We start from the raw sequence: 19,245 nt of genomic DNA on the forward strand, positions 1-19,245 counted from the left end.
ACTAGCTGCCTTCGCAAGGAGGACAGGCATGGCCGGCATGGAAAAGGATACTCCGCTACCCGAGGAGATCAGGTTGCATCAGAAATCGCGGGTGCTGGAACTGGTCTACGACGGTAAAGCTTATCGGCTCGACGCGGAGTACCTGCGCGTCTTCACCCCTTCGGCCGAAGCGCGCGGTCATGCGCCGGGCCAGGAAATCCTGCAGACCGGCAAGCGCCAGGTCGAACTGCTCGGCGTCGAACCGGTCGGGACCTACGCCCTCAAGCTGGTTTTTTCGGATGGTCATGACAGCGGTCTCTATACCTGGGACCTGCTGCACAATCTGGCGATCCATCGCGATGCGCTGTGGCAGGAATATCTTGATCAACTGGCACGCCAGGGCGCTTCGCGCGACATCGACAGCACTTCGCGGCCGCCTGCCGCCCACGCTTGCGGTCAACATCACTGAATGATGAAAAACGAAACCACCCATTTTGGCTACGAAACGGTGGCCGAGCAGGAAAAGGCCCGCCGCGTGCGGGGCGTCTTCGATTCCGTCGCCAATCGTTACGATGTGATGAACGATCTGATGTCGGGCGGCATGCACCGGTTGTGGAAAGCCTTCGCGATCGATCGCGCCGGTGTCCGCGAAGGATCGCGTGTGCTCGATGTGGCCGGCGGTACGGGCGATCTGTCGCTGGCATTTGCCAAGCGCGTCGGCAAATCCGGCCAGGTCTGGCTGACCGACATCAACAACGCGATGCTGGCCCGCGGACGCGATCGCCTGATGGACAAGGGCTATCTGCTGCCGGTCGCGCAATGCGATGCCGAAAAGCTGCCTTTCCCGGACAACTGGTTCGACTGTGTCACGGTCGCCTTCGGATTGCGCAACATGACGCACAAGGACGGCGCGCTGGCCGAAATGCTGCGTGTGCTGCGTCCGGGCGGTCGCTTGCTGGTCCTCGAATTTTCCAAGGTCTGGGCGCCGCTGGCGCCGATCTATGATTTCTATTCCTTCCAGATCATTCCCCGGGTTGGCCAGCTGGTCACCAACGATTCGGACAGTTATCGTTATCTGTCCGAATCGATCCGCATGCACCCGGGGCAGGAAGAACTGAAGGCCATGATGGAGCAGGTCGGTTTCGAGCGCGTCGAATACTTCAATCTGGCGCTCGGCGTCGTTGCGCTGCACCGCGGCTTCAAGTTCTGACCATGGCGCTGTCCGAACGGCTGCTGTTGCCGCTGCTCAACCACCTGCTCGACGATGCGCCATGGGCGACTGAACGCTTGCGTCCGCATGCCGGCGCGCATCTGGCGTTGTTTGCCGGGGCTTTCCGGGTGCATCTGGGTATTGCCGGCGACGGACGGTTCTCGGTGGCGGAGACCTCTGCCACGCCGGACGTCACGATCGTGCTGCCCGACGATTTTGCGGCCCGGGCGATGGTCGACCGCGACAGCCTGCTGGGCGAGGCCCGTTTGAGCGGCTCGGCCGATCTGACGGAAGTGCTGGCCTTCGTATTCCGCAATCTGCGCTGGGATGCCGAGGCTGACCTGGCGCGTCTGGTTGGCGACATGGCTGCCCGGCGACTGCACCAGGGGGCGCTGGTTGCCGGCGCCGCCTTGCGGGAAGCCGGACATCGTCTGGGGGCCAATCTTGGCGAGTATCTGTCGGAGGAAAACAACGGCGTGACGGCGAATCGTCATGCCGTACAGGCTTTCGTCATCGACGTCGATCGTCTGCGGGACGATCTGGCGCGCCTGGAAAAGCGCATCGACCGGCTGTAAACGAAGGTCGCGACAAATGAAAAAAGGCAGCCGGTTGGCTGCCTTTTTTGCTGGGCGTTTCCGCTCAGTGGGTGTGCTTGCGCAGACGCTGAATTGCTTGCAGCTGGGCGATGGCTTCGGCCAGCTCGGCTTCCGCCGCGGCGTAATCCATCTCCGCCTGGCGATTGGCGAGCACTTCCTCGGCATGCTTTTTGGCTTCGAGAGCCTTGGCTTCGTCGAGGTCATGGGCACGAATCGCGGTATCAGCCAGCACGGTGATCGTGTCGGGCTGGACTTCCAGCATGCCACCGGAGACATACACCAGCTCGAACTCGCTCTGGTCCGGCACCTTCAGACGAATGGTGCCGGGCTTGATGCGGGTCAACAGCGGGGTATGTTGCGGCAGGATGCCGAGTTCCCCGGCTTCGCCGGGGAACACCGCGATTTCGACCAAGCCGGAGAAGATCGATTCTTCGGCACTGACGACATCGCAATGAACGGTCATAACCATTACTGGCTCCTATGCTGAGGCCGCATTACTGCAGCGTCTTCGCCTTTTCGACGGCTTCTTCGATGCCACCGACCATGTAGAAGGCCTGTTCCGGCAGGTGATCGTATTCGCCGTTCACGATGCCCTTGAAGCCCTTGATGGTTTCCTTGAGCGGCACGAACTTGCCCGGGGAACCCGTGAAGACTTCAGCAACGTGGAACGGCTGCGACAGGAAACGCTGGATCTTGCGGGCGCGGGACACGGCCAGCTTGTCTTCCGGCGACAGTTCGTCCATGCCCAGAATCGCGATGATGTCGCGCAGTTCCTTGTAGCGCTGCAGCGTGATCTGCACGGCACGGGCGACACCGTAGTGCTCTTCACCGACGATCTGCGGATCGAGCTGGCGGGAGGTGGAGTCGAGCGGATCGACGGCCGGGTAGATACCCAGCGAGGCGATGTCACGCGACAGCACGACCGTGGAGTCCAAGTGCAGGAAGGTCGTTGCCGGGGACGGATCGGTCAAGTCATCCGCAGGCACGTAAACGGCCTGGATGGAGGTGATCGAGCCAACCTTGGTGGAGGTGATACGCTCTTGCAGACGGCCCATTTCTTCAGCCAGCGTCGGCTGATAGCCCACGGCGGAAGGCATACGGCCGAGCAGTGCGGAAACTTCCGTACCGGCCAGCGTGTAGCGATAGATGTTGTCGACGAAGAACAGGATGTCACGGCCGTCGTCACGGAAACGTTCGGCCATGGTCAGACCGGTCAGCGCAACGCGCAGACGGTTGCCCGGGGGTTCGTTCATCTGACCGAACACCATCGCCACCTTGTCGAGAACGTTGGAGTCCTTCATTTCATGGTAGAAGTCGTTACCTTCGCGGGTACGCTCACCAACACCGGCAAACACGGACAGACCCGAGTGTTGCTTGGCGATGTTGTTGATCAACTCCATCATGTTGACGGTCTTGCCGACGCCGGCGCCGCCGAACAGGCCGACCTTGCCGCCCTTGGCGAACGGGCAGATCAGGTCGATAACCTTGATGCCGGTTTCGAGCAGGTCGACGGAGGACGACAGTTCGTCGAACTTCGGTGCGGCAGCGTGGATTTCGCGCAGTTCGTCGCTGTCGATCGGACCCGCTTCGTCGATCGGACGGCCGAGGACGTCCATGATGCGACCCAGCGTGCCCATGCCGACCGGCACGGAAATGCCGGCGCCGGTGTTGTTGACCTTCATGCCGCGGCGCAAGCCGTCGGAAGAACCCATGGCGATGGTACGGACAACGCCGTCACCCAGCTGCTGCTGCACTTCGAAGGTCAGGCCGGTTTCAACCATGCCGTTCTCTTCGGAGGCGTCGAGCTTGAGTGCGTCGTAGACCTTCGGCATCGCGTCGCGCGGGAAGTGGATGTCCACAACTGCGCCGATACACTGAACGATGGAACCTTGACTCATATTCAAATCCCCAATAATTAAAAGCTTCGCGCTTCGTCAGACTGCGGCGGCGCCGCTGACGATTTCCGAGAGTTCCTTGGTAATCGCGGCCTGACGGGCCTTGTTATAGACCAGCTTCAATTCACCGATGACGTTCTTGGCGTTGTCGGAAGCAGACTTCATGGCAACCATCCGGGCCGATTGCTCGGAGGCCATGTTTTCCGCAACGGCCTGGTAAATCAAGGCTTCGACGTAACGGAGCAGCAGGTCGTCGATAACAGGCTGGGCTTCCGGCTCGTAGACATAGTCCCAGCCCGGCTGATGATCGGTCTTGACGACGTCGTCGGCCAGCGGGAGCAGCTTTTCGAAAACCGGTTCCTGCTTCATCGTGTTGATGAAGCGGGTGTAGCCGATATACAGCGCGTCGATTTCGCCCTTCATGTAGGCGTCGAGCTGAACCTTCAGCGGCCCGATCAGCTTTTCCAGGTGCGGGGTGTCACCCAACGCGACGACGTGCGAAACGATCTTCGCACCGGCGCGCTGCATGAAGCCCAGCCCCTTGTTGCCGACACAGGTCGCCTGGAACTTGATCTGCTGGCTGTCGAATTCCTTCATCTTGCCCAGTACCAGGCGCAAGACGTTGGAATTCAGACCGCCGCACAGACCTTTGTCCGACGTGACCAGGACGATACCCACGGCCTTCGGCTCGCGCTTTTCCAGGAACGGATGCTTGTACTCGGTCAAAGCATGCGAGAGGTTGCTTGCCACGCGCCGGATCTTTTCGCCATAGGGACGAGCAGCCCGCATCCGATCCTGCGCCTTGCGCATTTTGGATGCGGCCACCATCTCCATGGCCTTGGTGATCTTGCGCGTGTTCTCGACGCTTTTGATCTTGTTGCGAATTTCCTTGCCGCTAGGCATGGCGTTCTCCTAGATCAGGCCCAGGTGCTCTTGAAAGCCTGGATGCCGGCAGCCAGTGCCTTTTCCGAGTCGCCGGACAGATCGGCGGACGACTCCATGGTGCTCAGAACGTCGGCATGGTTGGATTTCAGGTAGCTGATCATCGCCTTTTCGCATTCGAGCGCGCGCTTGACTTCGACATCGTCGAAGTAGCCCTTGTCGGCAGCGTACAGCGTGACGGCCATCTCGGAGATGCTCATCGGGGAGTATTGCGCCTGCTTCATCAGTTCGGTGACCAGACGGCCGCGTTCCAGCTGCTTGCGGGTCGCTTCGTCGAGATCGGAAGCAAACTGGGCAAAGGCTGCGAGTTCACGGTACTGAGCCAGGGCCAGACGAACACCGCCACCAAGCTTCTTGATCAGCTTGGTCTGGGCTGCACCGCCGACGCGGGACACCGAGATACCGGCGTTGATCGCGGGACGGATGCCGGCGTTGAACAGGTCGGTTTCCAGGAAGATCTGACCGTCGGTAATCGAGATGACGTTGGTCGGAACGAAGGCGGAAACGTCACCGGCCTGCGTTTCGATCACCGGCAATGCGGTCAGCGAACCGGTCTTGCCCTTGATCTCGCCGTTGGTGAACTTCTCGACCCACTCTTCGGAAACGCGAGCAGCACGCTCGAGCAGACGGGAGTGCAGGTAGAAAACGTCGCCCGGGTAGGCTTCACGGCCCGGCGGACGGCGCAGCAGCAGGGAAACCTGACGGTAGCCCCAGGCCTGCTTGGTCAGATCGTCGTAAATGATCAGGGCGTCCTGGCCGCGGTCGCGGAAATACTCACCCATCGTGCAGCCGGCATACGGTGCCAGGTATTGCAGTGCGGCGGATTCCGAGGCGGAGGCAGCGACGACGATGGTGTATTCCAGCGCACCGTGCTCTTCGAGCTTGCGCACGACGTTGGCGATGGTGGAAGCCTTCTGGCCGACGGCGACATAAACGCAGAGGAGGTTCTTGCCCTTCTGGTTGATGATCGTGTCGACAGCGACGGCGGTCTTGCCGGTCTGGCGGTCGCCGATGATCAGTTCGCGCTGGCCCCGGCCAACCGGAACCATCGAGTCGACGCACTTCAGGCCGGTTTGCACCGGTTGCGAAACCGATTTGCGCCAGATCACGCCGGGGGCGACCTTTTCGATCTTGTCGGTCAGCTTGGCGTTGATCGGGCCCTTGCCGTCGATCGGCTGACCGAGGGTGTTGACCACGCGGCCGAGCAGTTCCGGGCCAACCGGCACTTCCAGGATGCGGCCGGTCGTCTTGACCGTGTCGCCTTCCGAGATGTGCTCGTATTCGCCCAGGATGACGGCGCCGACGGAGTCGCGCTCGAGGTTGAGCGCCATGCCGATGGTGTTGCCGGGGAATTCCAGCATTTCACCTTGCATGACGTCCTGCAAGCCATGCACGCGGCAGATACCGTCGGTGACGGAAACCACGGTGCCCTGCGTACGCACTTCCGATGCGCCTTGCAGGTTCTGGATCTTGCTCTTGATCAGTTCAGAAATTTCGGAAGGATTCAACTGCATGAAAATCTCCTAGTTGTTCAGTGCCACGGCCATGGCATCGAGTTTGCCGCGGACTGAAGCATCCAGCATCTGGTCACCGACGGTGACCCGCACACCACCGATCAGGCTCGGGTCGATCTCGACGCGAGCGGTCAGGCGGGTTCCGAAACGGGGTTCCAGTTGCTGCAGCAGGGCAGAGACCTGGGCTTCGTCAATCGGGAATGCGGAGTACACCACCGCCTCCTGGACCCCTTCTTCCTGGCTGCGGGCCAGTTCGAAAAGCCGGGAAACCTCCGGCAGGAGTGCGAGACGCCGGTTTTCTGCGAGGGTACGAACGAAATTGCCGAACACGGTATCGCTGTCATCGGACAGCGAGATGAAGAGTTCGGCAACCTGTTCAGCGGAGAGCCGGGGGTTGCCCATGAGCTGAGCCATTTCCCCATCCTGGGCGATCAGCGCCAGCTTCTGCAGGCGCTGCGACCAGGTGCCCTGAGCCCCGGTTTCCTTGGCCAGCTTGTAGGCGGCTTCGGCGTAGGGGCGAGCGATGGTGACGGATTCGGCCATGGGTTACAGATCCTGTTTGATCTGGGCCAGAATGTCGGAATGAGCCTGGGCGTTGATCTCGCGACGCAGAATCTGCTCGGCGCCGGTAACCACCAGAGCGGCAACCTGTTCGCGCAGTTGCTCCTTGGCACGGACGGCCTCCTGCTCGATTTCGGCCTTGGCACCGGCGACGATGCGGTCGGCTTCGGCCTTGGCGTTTGCCTTGGCTTCCTCGATCAGTTGGGTGCCGCGCTTTTCAGCGTTGGCGATCAGTTCTGCTGCCTTTTCCTTGCCTTCGCGGAGCGCTTCCGTCGAACGCTTGGTGGCCAGTTCGAGATCCTGCTTGCCGCGTTCGGCGGCAGCCAGACCATCCGCGATCTTCTTCGCACGCTCGTCGAGCGCCTTCACAATGGGCGGCCACACGAATTGCATCGTGAACCACGCCAGAATGAAGAACACAACCAGCTGTGCGAACAGCGTTGCGTTCAGATTCACGGTTCTATCCTCTTCTAAAGGTTGGTCGGAAGAGGATCGATCAGATCAGCTTGAACGGGTTGGCGAAGGCGAACATCATGGCGATACCGACGCCGATCAGGAAGGCGGCGTCGATCAGGCCGGCCAGCAGGAACATCTTGGTCTGCAGGGCGTTCATCAGTTCCGGCTGACGAGCCGAAGCTTCAATGTACTTGCCGCCCATCAGGCCGATACCGATACAGGCACCGATAGCGCCCAGACCAATGATCAGGCCGGCAGCCAGAGCAACAAAACCGAGAACGTGTTCCATGACAACTCCTTGCTAAGTTAAGAAATAAAAAGGTTGGGGTACGACATTAAAAATCAGTGAGCTTCGTGAGCCTGGCCGACATACACCAGCGTCAACATCATGAAGATGAAGGCTTGCAGTGCGACGATCAGGATGTGGAAGATGGCCCAGATCGACCCGGCGATGACGTGGCCGGCGAACAGGAAGACGCCCGTTGCGGTACCGGCCCAGGCGGCGCCCATCAGCGCGATCAGCATGAACACCAGCTCGCCGGCGTACATGTTGCCGAACAGCCGCATGCCGTGGGAGACGGTCTTGGCCAGGAACTCGATCATCTGCATGGCGAAGTTGATCGGGTAGAGAACCGGATGGCTGCCGAACGGCGCGGTGAAGAGTTCATGCACCCAGCCACCGAAGCCCTTGATCTTCACGTTGTAGTACAGACAGATCAGCAGGACACCGATCGACATGCCCAGGGTCCCGTTAAGGTCGGCACTCGGCACGACGCGCAGGTAGGCATGGTGGTCGCCGGAAACGGTTTGCCAGAGCATCGGCAACAGATCGACCGGCAGGAAGTCCATCGAGTTCATCAGGAAGATCCAGATGAACACGGTGAGGGCCAGCGGGCCGACGAACTTGCGCGATTCGGCGCTATGCACGATGCCCTTGGCCTGGTCATTGACCATTTCGAGGACGATTTCGACCGCCGCCTGCATGCGACCCGGCACGCCGGAGGTGGCGCTCTTGGCGACGCGCCACATCACGAACAGACCAAGCACGCCCATCAGGACGGAAAAGATCAGCGTATCGATGTTGAGTACGGAGAAGTCGACAATCGACGTCTGGGCGTGACCGGTGGTATTCCAGTGGGTCAGGTGGTGAACGATGTATTCGCCTGCAGTAGGCGCGTTCTCTGCTGCTTCGTGGCCTGCGGTAGACATGGTCAGGATTTCTTCCAAAACGCTAAAAAACCGGCATGTAACACAATCGCCAGACCGATCAGCAAACTCGGCCAGTGCATCTCGGGATATCCCTTGATGGCGATTGCCAAAATTCCCACGGTGGCTGCGATCTTCAGGAATTCACCAATGAAGAAGTTCGCTGCGTACGACGCATCCGGGCGCGCTTTGAGCATCGTCAGCCGGATGGCGAAGAACAGGTTGGGAAGAATGGCGGCCAGTGCCGCGACTCCTACCGAAACGAACCCCCGAATTCCAATCATCGCGCCGGCCACGATGGCTGTTATCGCTGCTGCACCACACTGCAGATAAATTGCCTTGAACATGGTGCCTTGCAATCGTTGACCGGCTTTGCCACACAGACCTAAATGATACAAGACTTGAAAAAACACCGTCAATGAAAATTAAGGGTTTACCGCAATGCAGCAACCCCGGCGCGGCGGTGTTGTCCCGTGTTTATCCTGCATGGCGCAGACGGCCGAGAATGCCTTCCAGTTGATCGAGGTCGCCGAATTCGATGGTGATCTTGCCGGCGCCTTTGCGGTTGCTGCGAATGGCGACCGCTGCGCCGACCGCATCGGCAATTTCTTCCTGCAAGCGCAGCAGGTCGCGGTCGACCGGTGCCGGTGCCGATTTCTTCGGCGGATGCGTGATCTGGTGGACCAGTCGTTCGGCCTCGCGGACCGACAGGTTTTTCTGCACGATGCGCTGGGCCACGGCAATCTGTTGTGCGCCGGGCAGCGGCAGCAGGGCGCGGGCATGGCCCATGTCCAGCTTGCCGGCCATCAACAGTTCCTGGACGGCTGCGGTCAACTGCAATAAACGCAACAAATTGGACGCGGCGGGACGCGAACGGCCGACGGCATCGGCGGCCTGCTGGTGGGTCAGGCCGAATTCGTCGATCAGCCGTTGCAGGCCCTGCGCTTCTTCCAGCGGATTGAGATTTTCGCGCTGGATGTTCTCGATCAGTGCCATCGCCAGCGCCTGCTCGTCCGGAATGCTGCGCACCAGTACCGGTACTTCGGCCAGGCCGGCCTGCTGGGCGGCGCGCCAACGGCGTTCGCCGGCGACGATCTCGTAGCGCTCGGCGCCCGGCGTGTGTTCGACGGCGCGTACCAGGATCGGCTGCATGACGCCCTGGGCCTTGATCGAGGCGGCCAGTTCGGCCAGCGATGCCGGGTCCATCTGCGTGCGCGGCTGGTATTTTCCGGGTTTCAGCCGGTCGACCGGAAGATTGCGCAGTTCGTCCTCGGCCTTGGCGTCGCTGCCGGCGAGCAGCGCGTCCAGACCCCGTCCCAATCCCTTGAATCTGCTCATTTGGTGGCCCTTTCGAGGATTTCACCGGCGAGCGAGGCATAGGCCTGCGCGCCCTTCGAGTGCTTGTCGAATGCGATGACCGGCTTGCCGTAGGACGGTGCCTCGGCCAGCCGTACGTTACGCGGTACGATGGTGCGGTAGACCTTGTCGCCGAAGTGATTTTCCAGCTCGTTCGACACCTGCTGGGTCAGCGTGCTCTGGCCGTTATACATGGTGCGCAGCAGGCCTTCGATCTCCAGTCGCGGATTCAGGTGATGGCGCACCTTGCGCAGCGTCTCGACGAGGTCGGACAGACCTTCCAGCGCGTAGTACTCGCACTGCATCGGGATCAGCACCGAATCGGCGGCGACCAGCGCATTGACCGTCAGCATGTTGAGCGCCGGCGGGCAGTCGATCAGCACGAAATCGTATTCGTCGTGGTTCTGCTGCAATGCATTCTTGAGTCGGTATTCGCGCTGCTCGAGTTCGATCATTTCGACCTCGGCGCCGGCCAGTTCGCGATTGGCCGGCAGCACGTCGAAGGTGAATTCGGTCTTGATGCACACCTCGACCAGCGAGGCGGCGCCGATCAGCAGCTGATAGACGGTCGGCAGCGCATCTTTTTTGGTGATGCCGGCGCCGGTCGTCGCGTTGCCCTGCGGATCCATGTCGATCAGCAGCACGCGCTGGCCCTCGGCGCCGAGTGAGGCGGCGAGATTGACGGCGGTCGTCGTCTTGCCGACGCCGCCCTTCTGGTTGGTGATGGCGAGGACTTTCATTGGCCCGCTTTCAGGATGATCAGGTGTCTTTCGGCGTCCAGCCCGGGTACGGCTAGCGGGACGATGCGGTCGACGGTGATGTCGGCCGGCAAGGCGGCGATTTCGTCGTCGGGACGGACGCCCTTCATCGCCAGCCAGCGGCCGCCGGGCGCCAGCAGATGGCGGGTCAGCTCGACGAACAGCCCAAGCTCGGCGAAGGCGCGCGAACTGATCTGGGCGTACTGGCCGGTCAATTCCTCGACCCGGGCGTGGTCGACCGCGACATTCTTCAGGCCGAGCTGGATCGCCGCCTGCTGCAGGAAGGTCGCTTTCTTCTGCACCGTGTCGACCATGCGTACCGCCAGTTGCGGCCGGGCGATGGCCAGCGGGATGCCGGGCAGGCCGCCGCCGGCGCCGACGTCGAGCAGGGCGCCGTCATTGACATGCGGCAGGATCGCCAGCGAGTCGAGCAGGTGGTGCGAAACGGCTTGTTCTGGATCGCGCAGTGCGGTCAGGTTGTAGGTCTTGTTCCACTTGAGCAGCAGGTCGCGGAAGGCGAGCAGTTGCTGCTGCGCGGCGTCGGGCAGGTCGAGGCCGAGTGCGGCCAGGCCGCTGGCGAGGGTGATCGCGCTCATGCGGCTTGCGACAGCTTGAAACGTTTGAGGTGAATCAGCAGCAGCGAGATCGCCGCCGGCGTGATGCCCTGGATGCGCGAGGCCTGACCGATGGTCTGCGGCCTGTGCTGATTGAGCTTCTGCTTGACCTCGTTGGACAGGCCGGCGACCGTGCCGTAATCGATATCGACGGGCAGCACGGTGTTTTCGTAGCTGGCCGACTTGGCGACTTCCTCGGCCTGGCGGTCGATATAGCCCTGGTACTTGGCGGAGATTTCGAGCTGTTCGATCACCGCTTCGTCAATCTCCGGCAGTTCCTGCGGTCGACCGTCGATTTCCAGCGAAATCAGGCTGCCGTAGGTGACTTCCGGCCGGCGCAGCAGCTCGAACAGGTTGTACTCGTGGTCGATGGCCTTGCCGAGCACGCGCTGGCAATCGTCGGCGGCGACGATCTTCGGGTTGATCCAGGTCGATTTCAGGCGTTCCTGCTCGCCGGCGATCGCGTCACGCTTGCGGCAGAAGGCGTCCCAGCGCACGTCGTCGACCAGGCCGAGCGCCCTGCCCTGCTCGGTCAGGCGCAGGTCGGCGTTGTCTTCGCGCAGACTCAGGCGATATTCGGCGCGGCTGGTGAACATCCGGTAGGGATCGGAGACGCCGCGCGTGATCAGATCGTCGACCAGCACGCCGAGGTAGGCCTCGTTGCGCTTCGGGCACCAGCCGTCGCGGCCGCGCACGTAATTCACCGCGTTGATGCCGGCGAGCAGGCCCTGCGCGGCGGCTTCCTCGTAGCCGGTGGTGCCGTTGATCTGGCCGGCGAAGAAGAGGCCGTTGATCGCCTTGGTTTCCAGCGTGTCCTTGAGGCCGCGCGGATCGTAGAAGTCGTATTCGATGGCGTAGCCCGGGCGCAGGATGTGGCAGTTTTCCAGCCCCTTGATCGAGCGTACCAGCGCCAGCTGGATGTCGAAGGGCAGGCTGGTCGATACGCCGTTCGGGTAGATTTCGTGCGTGGTCAGGCCTTCCGGTTCGAGGAAGACGTTGTGCTGGTTCTTGTCGGCGAAGCGGTGGATCTTGTCCTCGATCGACGGGCAGTAGCGCGGGCCGACGCCTTCGATGACGCCGGTGTACATCGGCGAGCGATCCAGGCCGCTGCGGATGATATCGTGCGTCTTCTCGTTGGTTTCGGTGATCCAGCACGGCAGTTGTTTCGGGTGCTGCGCCGCGTTGCCGAGGAAGGAAAACACCGGCAGCGGATCGTCCGAGTGCTGCTCTTCCATCACCGAGAAGTCGATGGTCTTGCCGTCCAGGCGCGGCGGCGTGCCGGTTTTCAGGCGGCCTTGCGGCAGGTTCAGTTCCTTGAGGCGGGCGGCCAGCGACACCGATGGCGGATCGCCCATGCGCCCGCCGGTGTAATTCTCCAGCCCGACGTGGATCTTGCCGTTGAGGAAGGTGCCTGCGGTCAACACCACGGAATCGGCCAAAAAGCGGATGCCGAGCTGGGTGACCGCGCCGCACACCTGGTCGCCCTCGACGATCAGGTCGTCGCAGGCCTGGGCGAAAATGGTCAGGTTCGGCTGATTTTCCAGACGCGTGCGGATCGCCTGCTTGTACAGCACGCGGTCGGCCTGGGCGCGGGTGGCGCGTACCGCCGGGCCCTTCGAGGCATTGAGGATGCGGAACTGGATGCCGGCTTCGTCGGTCGCCGCCGCCATGGCGCCGCCCAGCGCGTCGACCTCGCGCACCAGGTGGCCCTTGCCGATGCCGCCGATGGACGGGTTGCAGCTCATCGCGCCGAGCGTGTCGAGGTTGTGCGTCAGCAGCAGCGTACTCGCCCCGGCCCGCGCCGCGGCGAGCGCGGCTTCGGTGCCGGCGTGGCCGCCGCCGACGACGATGACATCGAAACGGGTGGGATAAAGCATGGAATTCGGCCTTGCTGCAGTGCGGTAGCGGACCGCGGATTTTACGTCAGGTGGCTGAAAAATCACAGGTTTAGCGCGGTCGACCGCAGAAGCCGCGGGGTTTTTCTTGCCGGCCATGACGATCTCAAGTAATTTTCCGGAAATGAATCTCTCCGCAGCCCAGGGCGCCGGCCCGCTCGACAACGAGGAAATGCTCCTCGTCCTGCATCAGTCGCTGACCAAGAAACGCGTCCTGATCGTCGATCGTCATTCGCCGGCCCGCGAATCGCTGCGTCTGATGCTGAGTGCGCTTGGGGTGACGATGGTGCACGGCGCGGGAAATTCGGCCGAGGTGATTCGCCAGGTCAAGAGCAACCGCTTCGACATCATCCTGTCCGATTTCGTGCTCGACGACGGGCGCGACGGCCAGCAATTGCTCGAAGAACTGCGCCATGCCCACCTGATCGCGCCCAGCACGGTCTACGTGATCATCACCAGCGAACGTGGCTACACCAACGTCGTGTCGCTGGCCGAACTGACGCCGGACGATTACCTGATCAAGCCGTTTACCGCCGAGCAACTGCAAGCCAGGCTGGTACGTGCGATCTACAAGAAGCATGTGCTGCGCAAGATCTACGAACAGATCGAGCGCGGTGCGCTGGAAGAGGCAATCGACGCCTGTGACCGGGTGATCCGCCAGCAGCCGGCCTATACCTACGACGCTTTGCGGTTCAAGGGTGAACTGCTGCTGCAGTTGGGTCATGTTGATGAAGCCGAAAGCCTGTTCCGCAAGGTACTTGAGGGGCGTATCGCGCCCTGGGCGCGGATGGGGCTGGCAATGGCGTTGCGTGATCGCGGGGCGCTCGATGAGTCGGCGGCGCTCGCCGAACAGGTGCTGGCCGATGCGCCGGAATACCTGTCGGCCTACGATTTCCTGGCTGCCGTGCATGAAGCCCAGGGGCGCTTGCAGGATGCGCAGGCGGTATTGCAGAAAGCCGCCGAAGCCTCGCCGCACAACACCCTGCGGCAGCGCATGGTGGGCGACGTGGCGGCGCGCAATTACGATCTGCTGGTCGCCGAAAAGGCCTACGGCAAGGTGATCGAGCGCAGCAAGGGATCGACGCTGCGCAGCGTCGACGATTACGCCAACCTGGCGCGCGTGCTGGTCGAGCGCGGCGACGTCGATGCATCGCGCAAGATTGCCGCCAACCTCAAGCGCGAATGGCGCGGCGACAAGCAGGCGGAACTGGCCGTGCTGCTCAACGAAAGCCTCTGTCTGGCCGCCGAGGGCGCCCCGGAAAAAGCCAAACCCTACGTCGAACAGGCGTTGACGCTGCAGCGCGAGGTCGAGGAAGAAAACGCCCTGGCCGGCAAGCATGTCTCGCAGCGTCTGGCCGTCGATCTGGCGCATGCCTGTTACGCGACCGGCATGGACGAGCAGGCGCAGCAGATCATGCGTCAGGTTGCCGTCGAGAATCACGGCGACAACCAACTGATTCACCACATCTCCAGCGTGTTCGAGAAAACCGGGCGTCAGGAGGCGGGCAACACCATGCTCGACCAGATCGGCCGGCAGGTCGGCGACCTCAACGAGCGCGGCAAGGCGGCGGCCCGCAGCGGCGATCTCGAGGCGGCGGCGCGCTTGCTGGTCGAAGCGGCCGAACAGGTACCGAGCATGCAGTTCCTGCTCGATGCCGCCAAGGCCGTTTACAGCCTGATGGATCATCGCGGCTGGGATGTCGATCTGGCCGAGCGCGCGCAGGATTACCTGCAACGGGCGCAGCGCAAGGACCGCAAGAATCCGCGCGTCGTCGCGTTGCGTCAGCAGTACATGGCGGTGGCGCGCAAGTACGGCATCGATACCGAGGCCTGATCATCCTTCTGCGGCGGCGTCGGCCTGCGGTCGACGTGATAAAGTCCCCATTTTTTGCACGGGGTTTCGCATGTTCTCTGGCATCGTCGCGGCAGTCGGCCGCATCACCCACCTGACGCCGCGGGAAGTCGGCTACCGGCTGACCGTCGAAGCCGGCAAACTGGACATCGACGATGTCGCGCTCGGCGATTCGATCGCCCACAACGGCGTCTGCCTCACCGTCGTCGGCAAGGCAGGCGCTGCCTTCCAGGTCGACGTGTCGCCGGAAACCCTGTCGTGTACCGTCGGCCTCGACGCGCCCGGTCCGGTCAACCTGGAAAAGGCGCTGCGTCTCAACGACGTGATCGGCGGCCATCTGGTGTCGGGGCACGTCGACGGCGTCGGCGAAGTGTTGCGCTTCGACCCGGTTGGTGACAACCGACTGCTGGAAATCCGGGCGCCGAAGGAAATCGCCAAGTTCATCGCGCGCAAGGGCTCGATCGTCGTCGATGGCACCAGCCTGACGACCAACGAGGTCAAGGGAACCGACTTCACCATCAACCTGATTCCGCACACGCTGGAAAACACCACGCTGAACCGCCTGCAGTCCGGCAGCAAGGTCAATCTCGAAGTCGACCTGATCGCCCGCTATTGCGAGCGTCTGCTGAGCGCCGAACGCGAGGGCTGACCTTGCCGGCACGCCTGGTCCTGCTGCTCAGTCTGTGGCTCGCCGCCTGCGCGAGCTACGACGGCCGCGGGCTGGAACCCGGCCGTGCCGACACGGCCGAGGCCGAAGCGCTGATGGGGGCTCCGGCCGTACGCTGGCGCGAAGCCGATGGCGGCGAAACCCTGGTCTATCCGCGCGGCCCGCAGGGCATCCACACCTGGTTTCTGCGCTTCGATGCGGCGGGTCGTCTGCTGCAGCGGGAAAACGTTCTGGATACAAGGCATTTCGCCCGCATCCGGCCGGACATGACGCCCGACGAGGTGGTGCGCATCCTCGGTCCGTCGGTTGCCCATTGGACCATCCGCTACGAAGCGCGCAACGAACTGGTCTGGGAATGGCGTTATTGCGACGACTGGAACGAACCGGCCCGCTTCAACGTGCTGTTCGATGCGACGACCTTGCGCGTCCGTTCGACCGCGGCCGCCACCGAGGCTCTGCGCGGGGTCGACGGCATCGGCTGGTTCCGCGACTACTGCAGCCGCTAGGCGGCGCTGCGGCCCGCCCGGCTTGAAAAACCCCGGTGACGCCCCCATAATCCACGGCATGGTTGTAATTCCGGCAATCTGGAGGCGTTCTGGACAGGGGTTCGATTCCCCTCACCTCCACCCAAGGGCATTCACCGAGTGTCCTTGCGATGGGGGTGTACTGGTTTCGACAGGGCGGGCAAAGGTGCGCAGGCAACCCGAAAGGTGACGGACGTAATCCGCACAAATCCATAAACGCCAACGATGAGCGTTTCGCTGTTGCCGCCTAATCGGCATAGCTGGGGCCGCTGAAGCCTTATTACCCAAGACAGCCGGCGGGGACTTCGGTCCCCGTCGTCACATCCGTCGCACGCTTTTCTTCCTCAGTGGGCGTAGCCGTCGTTTTCCCGCAGGCAGTAGCCGCGAGTCGCATGCACGCCGTCGATCTTCGTTGCCACCAGGATGCCGCTGCGTTCCAGTTGCTTGACGATACGCGAGATGGTTTCGAAGCGCAGGTCGGTGATGTCGGCGATATCGTGTCGGGTGGGTAATACGACGCGGCCGGCACCATCGGCGAGCAGTCGGGCCAGACCGAGCACGCGATCGACGGCCTGGCCGCCGCGCAGTGCGATGACCTCGGCGGCCCGTTGCTGGGCCTGTGCCAGCGAGGCCAGCAGGGAATCGCCGCTGGTCGCCGATTCGCCTTCCGGCCAGGGGCGCAGTTCGCAATGCGTCAAGGCGCTGGCCGTGAAGGTGTAGGCGCCGAACAGCAGGGTTTCGCAGCCGAGGATGTCGCCGGCGATCGCCAGGCTGGCGAAACGGCGCTCGCCATCGGGTGTGCCCGTGTCCAGGCGGACGACGCCTTTGCCGACGCGCCAGGCCAGGCCGGTGTTGCCGCTCCGGTAGATCTCCTCGCCGGCACCGTGTTCGCGGTTGGCCCGTGTCGGTCCGGATTTCCTGCGGTCGACCGTGGAAAAGAAGCCCATTTCAATTCTCCTGTGCCGGAAACGCAAAAACCCCGGCGCGCTGGCCGGGGTGGATACGGATCGGGGTCGCCGGGTCAGAACCTGACATTCAGGCCGGCGTAGAAAGTCCGCCCCATGCCGGGAACGCCGATGCCCGGGGCGATGCTGTTGATGCCCATGGTCGTGCCCTGGCCGGTGTAAGTACCGCCGGTCGGCTGGTAGTAGAGCTTGTCGAACAGGTTCTCGACGCCGGCGTCGACGCGGATGTTGCGCCAGGTGTAGCTGGTGCGCAGGTTGAACAGCGCATAACCCGGCGTTCTGACTTCGTTGCGGGCATCCGAAACCTTGTTCTTGGCCCGGGCGGCAACCATTTCGACGGCATTGTTCCAGCCGCCCAGTTCGTGCGTCAGGCTGAGGCGGGTGTTCAGCGGCATGATGTTGTACAGATCGTCGCCGGTGTCCAGATTCTTGCCGTTGGTGTAGTTGACCAGGCCCCGGGCGGCGAACTGGCCGAGCGCGGTATTGCCCAGCGGCATCCGGCCCGACAGGTCGAGGCCGAACAGGCGGGCGGTCTGGTTGGTGTAGCGCAGCACGTTGAAGCCGGCGTTGTTGGTCAGGCGCACGGCATCGATGTAATCGGTGACGCGGGTGTAGAACGGCGTTGCCTTGAGTTCCCAGCGGCGGTCGGCGGCGTGCCAGTCGAAGGTGGCGGACAAGGTGTTGGCCTTTTCCGCCTTCAGATCGGGATCGCCGACATAGCCGTTGCCGTCGCCGACGGTATTGTTCATCACGGCGGCCATGGCCCAGGTCGACCAGGTGTAGCGCTCGTAGAGGTTGGGCGAGCGGGTCTTGTGGGCGAAGCCGAATTCGACGTCGATGGCCTGGCTGGGGGCGTAACGGGCCAGTGCGGTCAGATCCCAGTTGTTGTCGGTCTTTTTGTGTTCGCGGGCGTTGAAGGCGGCGGCGTCGACCAGTTGGTTGCCCATTGCGTTGCCATAGCCGTGGACGTCGCCGGCGTCGGTGGTCACGCGCTCGTAGCGCAGGCCGAGCTGCGTCGTCCATTGCGGGCTGAAGCGCTTTTCCCATTCGCCGAACAGGCCGGCGCGGTCGCGGCTGCCATCGGCGATGTTTTCGAAGGTACCCGGCGACATGCCGCCGGTGCCCGAGGGCGGCCACCAGTCGCGCAGCGTGTAGTGCTGGTACAGCGCGCCCAGACGCAGCAGACTGCTGTCGGCCAGATCGATCTCGGCCTTCGTCTCGACGCCGGTGGTCCGTCCGCGGCTGTACATCGGCATGCCGTTGACCGCCGTGCCGTAGACCAACTGCTTGTCCATCCCGAAGTTCATGTAGTGATCGACCGCTTCGTGATAGACGCGGGCTTCCGCGCGGCCCCAGTCGAACTGCCCGAGCCAGCGCAGGTTGGCCCGCTTCTGTTCGTTGTCCAGCATGTCCATGCGCTGGTTGGCGTACAACTGGTAAGGCAGGTCCTGGTAGCCGAGTTTCAGTTCGACCAGATGGTTGCCGCCGCGCAAGGCGAAGCCGAGCGTGTGGTTGCGCGTGTCGTAGGCGCTGGAGCCGACTTCGTTGCGGGCCAGTTCGTTGCCACGGCCGGTTGCCGTGAAGTTCTTGAATTCGCCGCCGGCCTTGTAATTGTCGGCCTTGGCCAGGGCGCCCGAGTAGCTCAGGCTGAGGTTTTCGCTGGCGACCGTGGCCGACAGGTTGATGCCGCGCTGATCGCCGTTGCTGCGATAGTAGGTGCCAACTTCGCCTTTGGTCAGCAGCCCCTGGCCGGGCTGGGCGAAATCGGGGCCGCGCGTTTCGGCGACGATACTGCCGCCGATGCTGTCGCCGCCGACCGAGACCGGCGTGATCCCGGCATAGACCTTGATCGACTTGAGATTGCTCGGGTCGACATAGGACAGCGGCGGATTCATGTGATTCGGGCAGGAGGCGATCAGGTCCATGCCGTCCAGCCGGATGCGCAGGCGATCGTCGGCCAGGCCGTGGATGACCGGCAGGCTGGAAACGCCGCCGGCGCCGTACAGGCTGACGCCGGGCTGTTCGCGCAACAGGCTGGCGGTGTCGCTGGTGGCGGCGCGCAGGCGCTCGAGTTCGCCGGCCGTGGGGGCGGCGGCGCCCGGCAGGTCGCGCTCGCGCGTGGCTTCGACGACGACTTCGTCGAGCGTCCGGAGCGGCGTCTGGGCGACGGCCGGGATGGCGAATGCGACGGCGATGGAGGCCGCCAGCGGCTGCAAGCGGATACGCATGAGTGCCCCTGAAGTTCTGGTTCTTGA

The 19,245-nt window shown here is 62.9% G+C and carries 21 protein-coding genes and 1 other RNA gene; 7 read left to right on the plus strand and 15 right to left on the minus strand.

The features are described 5' to 3' along the window. Nucleotides 1-28: 28 nt before the first annotated feature. Genes L0962_RS02305 through L0962_RS02315 form a run of 3 tightly spaced genes read left to right on the plus strand, consistent with a single transcriptional unit; the run spans nucleotide 29 to nucleotide 1,764 of the window. Nucleotides 29-448, plus strand: coding sequence for a gamma-butyrobetaine hydroxylase-like domain-containing protein (locus L0962_RS02305; protein ID WP_234083621.1), 420 nt, complete (start codon nucleotides 29-31; stop codon nucleotides 446-448). A 3-nt stretch (nucleotides 449-451) separates the two neighbouring features. Continuing rightward, nucleotides 452-1,189, plus strand: coding sequence for a bifunctional demethylmenaquinone methyltransferase/2-methoxy-6-polyprenyl-1,4-benzoquinol methylase UbiE (gene ubiE / locus L0962_RS02310; RefSeq protein ID WP_367398015.1), 738 nt, complete (start codon nucleotides 452-454; stop codon nucleotides 1,187-1,189). A 2-nt stretch (nucleotides 1,190-1,191) separates the two neighbouring features. Then, complete coding sequence (locus L0962_RS02315) at nucleotides 1,192-1,764, plus strand: SCP2 domain-containing protein (protein ID WP_234083627.1); 573 nt, start codon at nucleotides 1,192-1,194, stop codon at nucleotides 1,762-1,764. Between the two features lie 64 nt (nucleotides 1,765-1,828). Here L0962_RS02315 and L0962_RS02320 read toward each other — a convergent pair whose 3' ends face one another. The 13 genes from L0962_RS02320 to mnmG form a co-directional block, all read right to left on the minus strand. After that, nucleotides 1,829-2,254, minus strand: coding sequence for a F0F1 ATP synthase subunit epsilon (locus L0962_RS02320; RefSeq protein WP_234083629.1), 426 nt, complete (start codon nucleotides 2,252-2,254; stop codon nucleotides 1,829-1,831). Between the two features lie 25 nt (nucleotides 2,255-2,279). Continuing rightward, on the minus strand, nucleotides 2,280-3,683 hold the full coding sequence (atpD, locus tag L0962_RS02325; RefSeq protein ID WP_234083632.1) for a F0F1 ATP synthase subunit beta: 1,404 nt from the start codon (nucleotides 3,681-3,683) through the stop codon (nucleotides 2,280-2,282). A 36-nt stretch (nucleotides 3,684-3,719) separates the two neighbouring features. Beyond that, nucleotides 3,720-4,583, minus strand: a complete 864-nt coding sequence (gene atpG, locus L0962_RS02330; protein WP_234083635.1) for a F0F1 ATP synthase subunit gamma — start codon at nucleotides 4,581-4,583, stop codon at nucleotides 3,720-3,722. Nucleotides 4,584-4,597: 14 nt separating this feature from the next. Next, complete coding sequence (atpA, locus tag L0962_RS02335; protein WP_234083638.1) at nucleotides 4,598-6,136, minus strand: F0F1 ATP synthase subunit alpha; 1,539 nt, start codon at nucleotides 6,134-6,136, stop codon at nucleotides 4,598-4,600. Between the two features lie 9 nt (nucleotides 6,137-6,145). Then, complete coding sequence (locus tag L0962_RS02340; protein ID WP_234083640.1) at nucleotides 6,146-6,679, minus strand: F0F1 ATP synthase subunit delta; 534 nt, start codon at nucleotides 6,677-6,679, stop codon at nucleotides 6,146-6,148. Between the two features lie 3 nt (nucleotides 6,680-6,682). Then, on the minus strand, nucleotides 6,683-7,153 hold the full coding sequence (locus L0962_RS02345; RefSeq protein WP_234083643.1) for a F0F1 ATP synthase subunit B: 471 nt from the start codon (nucleotides 7,151-7,153) through the stop codon (nucleotides 6,683-6,685). 40 nt (nucleotides 7,154-7,193) lie between these two features. Then, on the minus strand, nucleotides 7,194-7,442 hold the full coding sequence (atpE, locus tag L0962_RS02350; protein ID WP_234083646.1) for a F0F1 ATP synthase subunit C: 249 nt from the start codon (nucleotides 7,440-7,442) through the stop codon (nucleotides 7,194-7,196). 53 nt (nucleotides 7,443-7,495) lie between these two features. Then, nucleotides 7,496-8,362, minus strand: a complete 867-nt coding sequence (gene atpB / locus L0962_RS02355) for a F0F1 ATP synthase subunit A (protein WP_234083649.1) — start codon at nucleotides 8,360-8,362, stop codon at nucleotides 7,496-7,498. 2 nt (nucleotides 8,363-8,364) lie between these two features. Further along, nucleotides 8,365-8,706 carry an ATP synthase subunit I gene (locus tag L0962_RS02360; RefSeq protein WP_234083651.1) on the minus strand — a complete coding sequence of 114 codons (342 nt, stop codon included), beginning with the start codon at nucleotides 8,704-8,706 and terminating at the stop codon, nucleotides 8,365-8,367. Nucleotides 8,707-8,836: 130 nt separating this feature from the next. After that, nucleotides 8,837-9,697, minus strand: coding sequence for a ParB/RepB/Spo0J family partition protein (locus L0962_RS02365; RefSeq protein WP_234083653.1), 861 nt, complete (start codon nucleotides 9,695-9,697; stop codon nucleotides 8,837-8,839). After that, nucleotides 9,694-10,455: a ParA family protein gene (locus tag L0962_RS02370; RefSeq protein WP_234083656.1), complete on the minus strand. Its 762-nt coding sequence runs from the start codon at nucleotides 10,453-10,455 to the stop codon at nucleotides 9,694-9,696. The genes L0962_RS02365 and L0962_RS02370 overlap by 4 nt, the downstream gene beginning before the upstream one ends. After that, nucleotides 10,452-11,069, minus strand: a complete 618-nt coding sequence (rsmG, locus tag L0962_RS02375) for a 16S rRNA (guanine(527)-N(7))-methyltransferase RsmG (RefSeq protein ID WP_234083659.1) — start codon at nucleotides 11,067-11,069, stop codon at nucleotides 10,452-10,454. Before rsmG ends, L0962_RS02370 begins: the two co-directional genes overlap by 4 nt. Further along, the gene (gene mnmG / locus L0962_RS02380; RefSeq protein ID WP_234083662.1) at nucleotides 11,066-12,964 is read right to left on the minus strand and encodes a tRNA uridine-5-carboxymethylaminomethyl(34) synthesis enzyme MnmG; all 1,899 of its coding nucleotides are present in this window, start codon (nucleotides 12,962-12,964) and stop codon (nucleotides 11,066-11,068) included. The genes rsmG and mnmG overlap by 4 nt, the downstream gene beginning before the upstream one ends. Before the next feature lie 142 nt (nucleotides 12,965-13,106). Between mnmG and L0962_RS02385 the strand changes: the two genes are divergently transcribed. The 4 genes from L0962_RS02385 (at nucleotide 13,107) to ssrA (ending at nucleotide 16,346) form a co-directional block, all read left to right on the plus strand. Continuing rightward, complete coding sequence (locus L0962_RS02385) at nucleotides 13,107-14,816, plus strand: response regulator (protein ID WP_234083665.1); 1,710 nt, start codon at nucleotides 13,107-13,109, stop codon at nucleotides 14,814-14,816. Between the two features lie 70 nt (nucleotides 14,817-14,886). Further along, entirely contained in the window at nucleotides 14,887-15,483 is a 597-nt protein-coding gene (locus L0962_RS02390; protein WP_234083669.1) for a riboflavin synthase, read from the plus strand. A 2-nt stretch (nucleotides 15,484-15,485) separates the two neighbouring features. Further along, nucleotides 15,486-16,007 carry a hypothetical protein gene (locus L0962_RS02395; protein ID WP_234083670.1) on the plus strand — a complete coding sequence of 174 codons (522 nt, stop codon included), beginning with the start codon at nucleotides 15,486-15,488 and terminating at the stop codon, nucleotides 16,005-16,007. Between the two features lie 9 nt (nucleotides 16,008-16,016). Next, nucleotides 16,017-16,346: a transfer-messenger RNA gene (ssrA, locus tag L0962_RS02400) on the plus strand. Nucleotides 16,347-16,369: 23 nt separating this feature from the next. Here ssrA and L0962_RS02405 read toward each other — a convergent pair. Together L0962_RS02405 and L0962_RS02410 are read right to left on the minus strand one after the other, a co-directional pair. Then, the gene (locus tag L0962_RS02405) at nucleotides 16,370-16,972 is read right to left on the minus strand and encodes a Crp/Fnr family transcriptional regulator (RefSeq protein ID WP_234083673.1); all 603 of its coding nucleotides are present in this window, start codon (nucleotides 16,970-16,972) and stop codon (nucleotides 16,370-16,372) included. 74 nt (nucleotides 16,973-17,046) lie between these two features. After that, on the minus strand, nucleotides 17,047-19,218 hold the full coding sequence (locus L0962_RS02410) for a TonB-dependent receptor (RefSeq protein ID WP_234083676.1): 2,172 nt from the start codon (nucleotides 19,216-19,218) through the stop codon (nucleotides 17,047-17,049). Between the last annotated feature and the right edge of the window lie 27 nt (nucleotides 19,219-19,245).

Origin of the sequence: Azonexus sp. R2A61, assembly GCF_021401135.1 — a bacterium.
GTDB lineage: Bacteria > Pseudomonadota > Gammaproteobacteria > Burkholderiales > Rhodocyclaceae > Azonexus.

What these genes read in the sequence shown, in the direction of transcription:
- atpD (WP_234083632.1), bottom strand. Translation starts at nt 3,683, where the DNA reads ATGAGTCAAGGTTCCATCGTTCAGTGTATCGGCGCAGTTGTGGACATC.
- atpE (WP_234083646.1), bottom strand. Translation starts at nt 7,442, where the DNA reads ATGGAACACGTTCTCGGTTTTGTTGCTCTGGCTGCCGGCCTGATCATT.
- L0962_RS02390 (WP_234083669.1), top strand. Translation starts at nt 14,887, where the DNA reads ATGTTCTCTGGCATCGTCGCGGCAGTCGGCCGCATCACCCACCTGACG.
- L0962_RS02405 (WP_234083673.1), bottom strand. Translation starts at nt 16,972, where the DNA reads ATGGGCTTCTTTTCCACGGTCGACCGCAGGAAATCCGGACCGACACGG.
- L0962_RS02370 (WP_234083656.1), bottom strand. Translation starts at nt 10,455, where the DNA reads ATGAAAGTCCTCGCCATCACCAACCAGAAGGGCGGCGTCGGCAAGACG.
- ubiE (WP_367398015.1), top strand. Translation starts at nt 452, where the DNA reads ATGAAAAACGAAACCACCCATTTTGGCTACGAAACGGTGGCCGAGCAG.
- L0962_RS02365 (WP_234083653.1), bottom strand. Translation starts at nt 9,697, where the DNA reads ATGAGCAGATTCAAGGGATTGGGACGGGGTCTGGACGCGCTGCTCGCC.
- atpA (WP_234083638.1), bottom strand. Translation starts at nt 6,136, where the DNA reads ATGCAGTTGAATCCTTCCGAAATTTCTGAACTGATCAAGAGCAAGATC.
- L0962_RS02305 (WP_234083621.1), top strand. Translation starts at nt 29, where the DNA reads ATGGCCGGCATGGAAAAGGATACTCCGCTACCCGAGGAGATCAGGTTG.
- atpB (WP_234083649.1), bottom strand. Translation starts at nt 8,362, where the DNA reads ATGTCTACCGCAGGCCACGAAGCAGCAGAGAACGCGCCTACTGCAGGC.
- L0962_RS02315 (WP_234083627.1), top strand. Translation starts at nt 1,192, where the DNA reads ATGGCGCTGTCCGAACGGCTGCTGTTGCCGCTGCTCAACCACCTGCTC.
- mnmG (WP_234083662.1), bottom strand. Translation starts at nt 12,964, where the DNA reads ATGCTTTATCCCACCCGTTTCGATGTCATCGTCGTCGGCGGCGGCCAC.
- L0962_RS02320 (WP_234083629.1), bottom strand. Translation starts at nt 2,254, where the DNA reads ATGGTTATGACCGTTCATTGCGATGTCGTCAGTGCCGAAGAATCGATC.
- L0962_RS02360 (WP_234083651.1), bottom strand. Translation starts at nt 8,706, where the DNA reads ATGTTCAAGGCAATTTATCTGCAGTGTGGTGCAGCAGCGATAACAGCC.
- L0962_RS02410 (WP_234083676.1), bottom strand. Translation starts at nt 19,218, where the DNA reads ATGCGTATCCGCTTGCAGCCGCTGGCGGCCTCCATCGCCGTCGCATTC.
- rsmG (WP_234083659.1), bottom strand. Translation starts at nt 11,069, where the DNA reads ATGAGCGCGATCACCCTCGCCAGCGGCCTGGCCGCACTCGGCCTCGAC.
- L0962_RS02385 (WP_234083665.1), top strand. Translation starts at nt 13,107, where the DNA reads ATGAATCTCTCCGCAGCCCAGGGCGCCGGCCCGCTCGACAACGAGGAA.
- L0962_RS02340 (WP_234083640.1), bottom strand. Translation starts at nt 6,679, where the DNA reads ATGGCCGAATCCGTCACCATCGCTCGCCCCTACGCCGAAGCCGCCTAC.
- atpG (WP_234083635.1), bottom strand. Translation starts at nt 4,583, where the DNA reads ATGCCTAGCGGCAAGGAAATTCGCAACAAGATCAAAAGCGTCGAGAAC.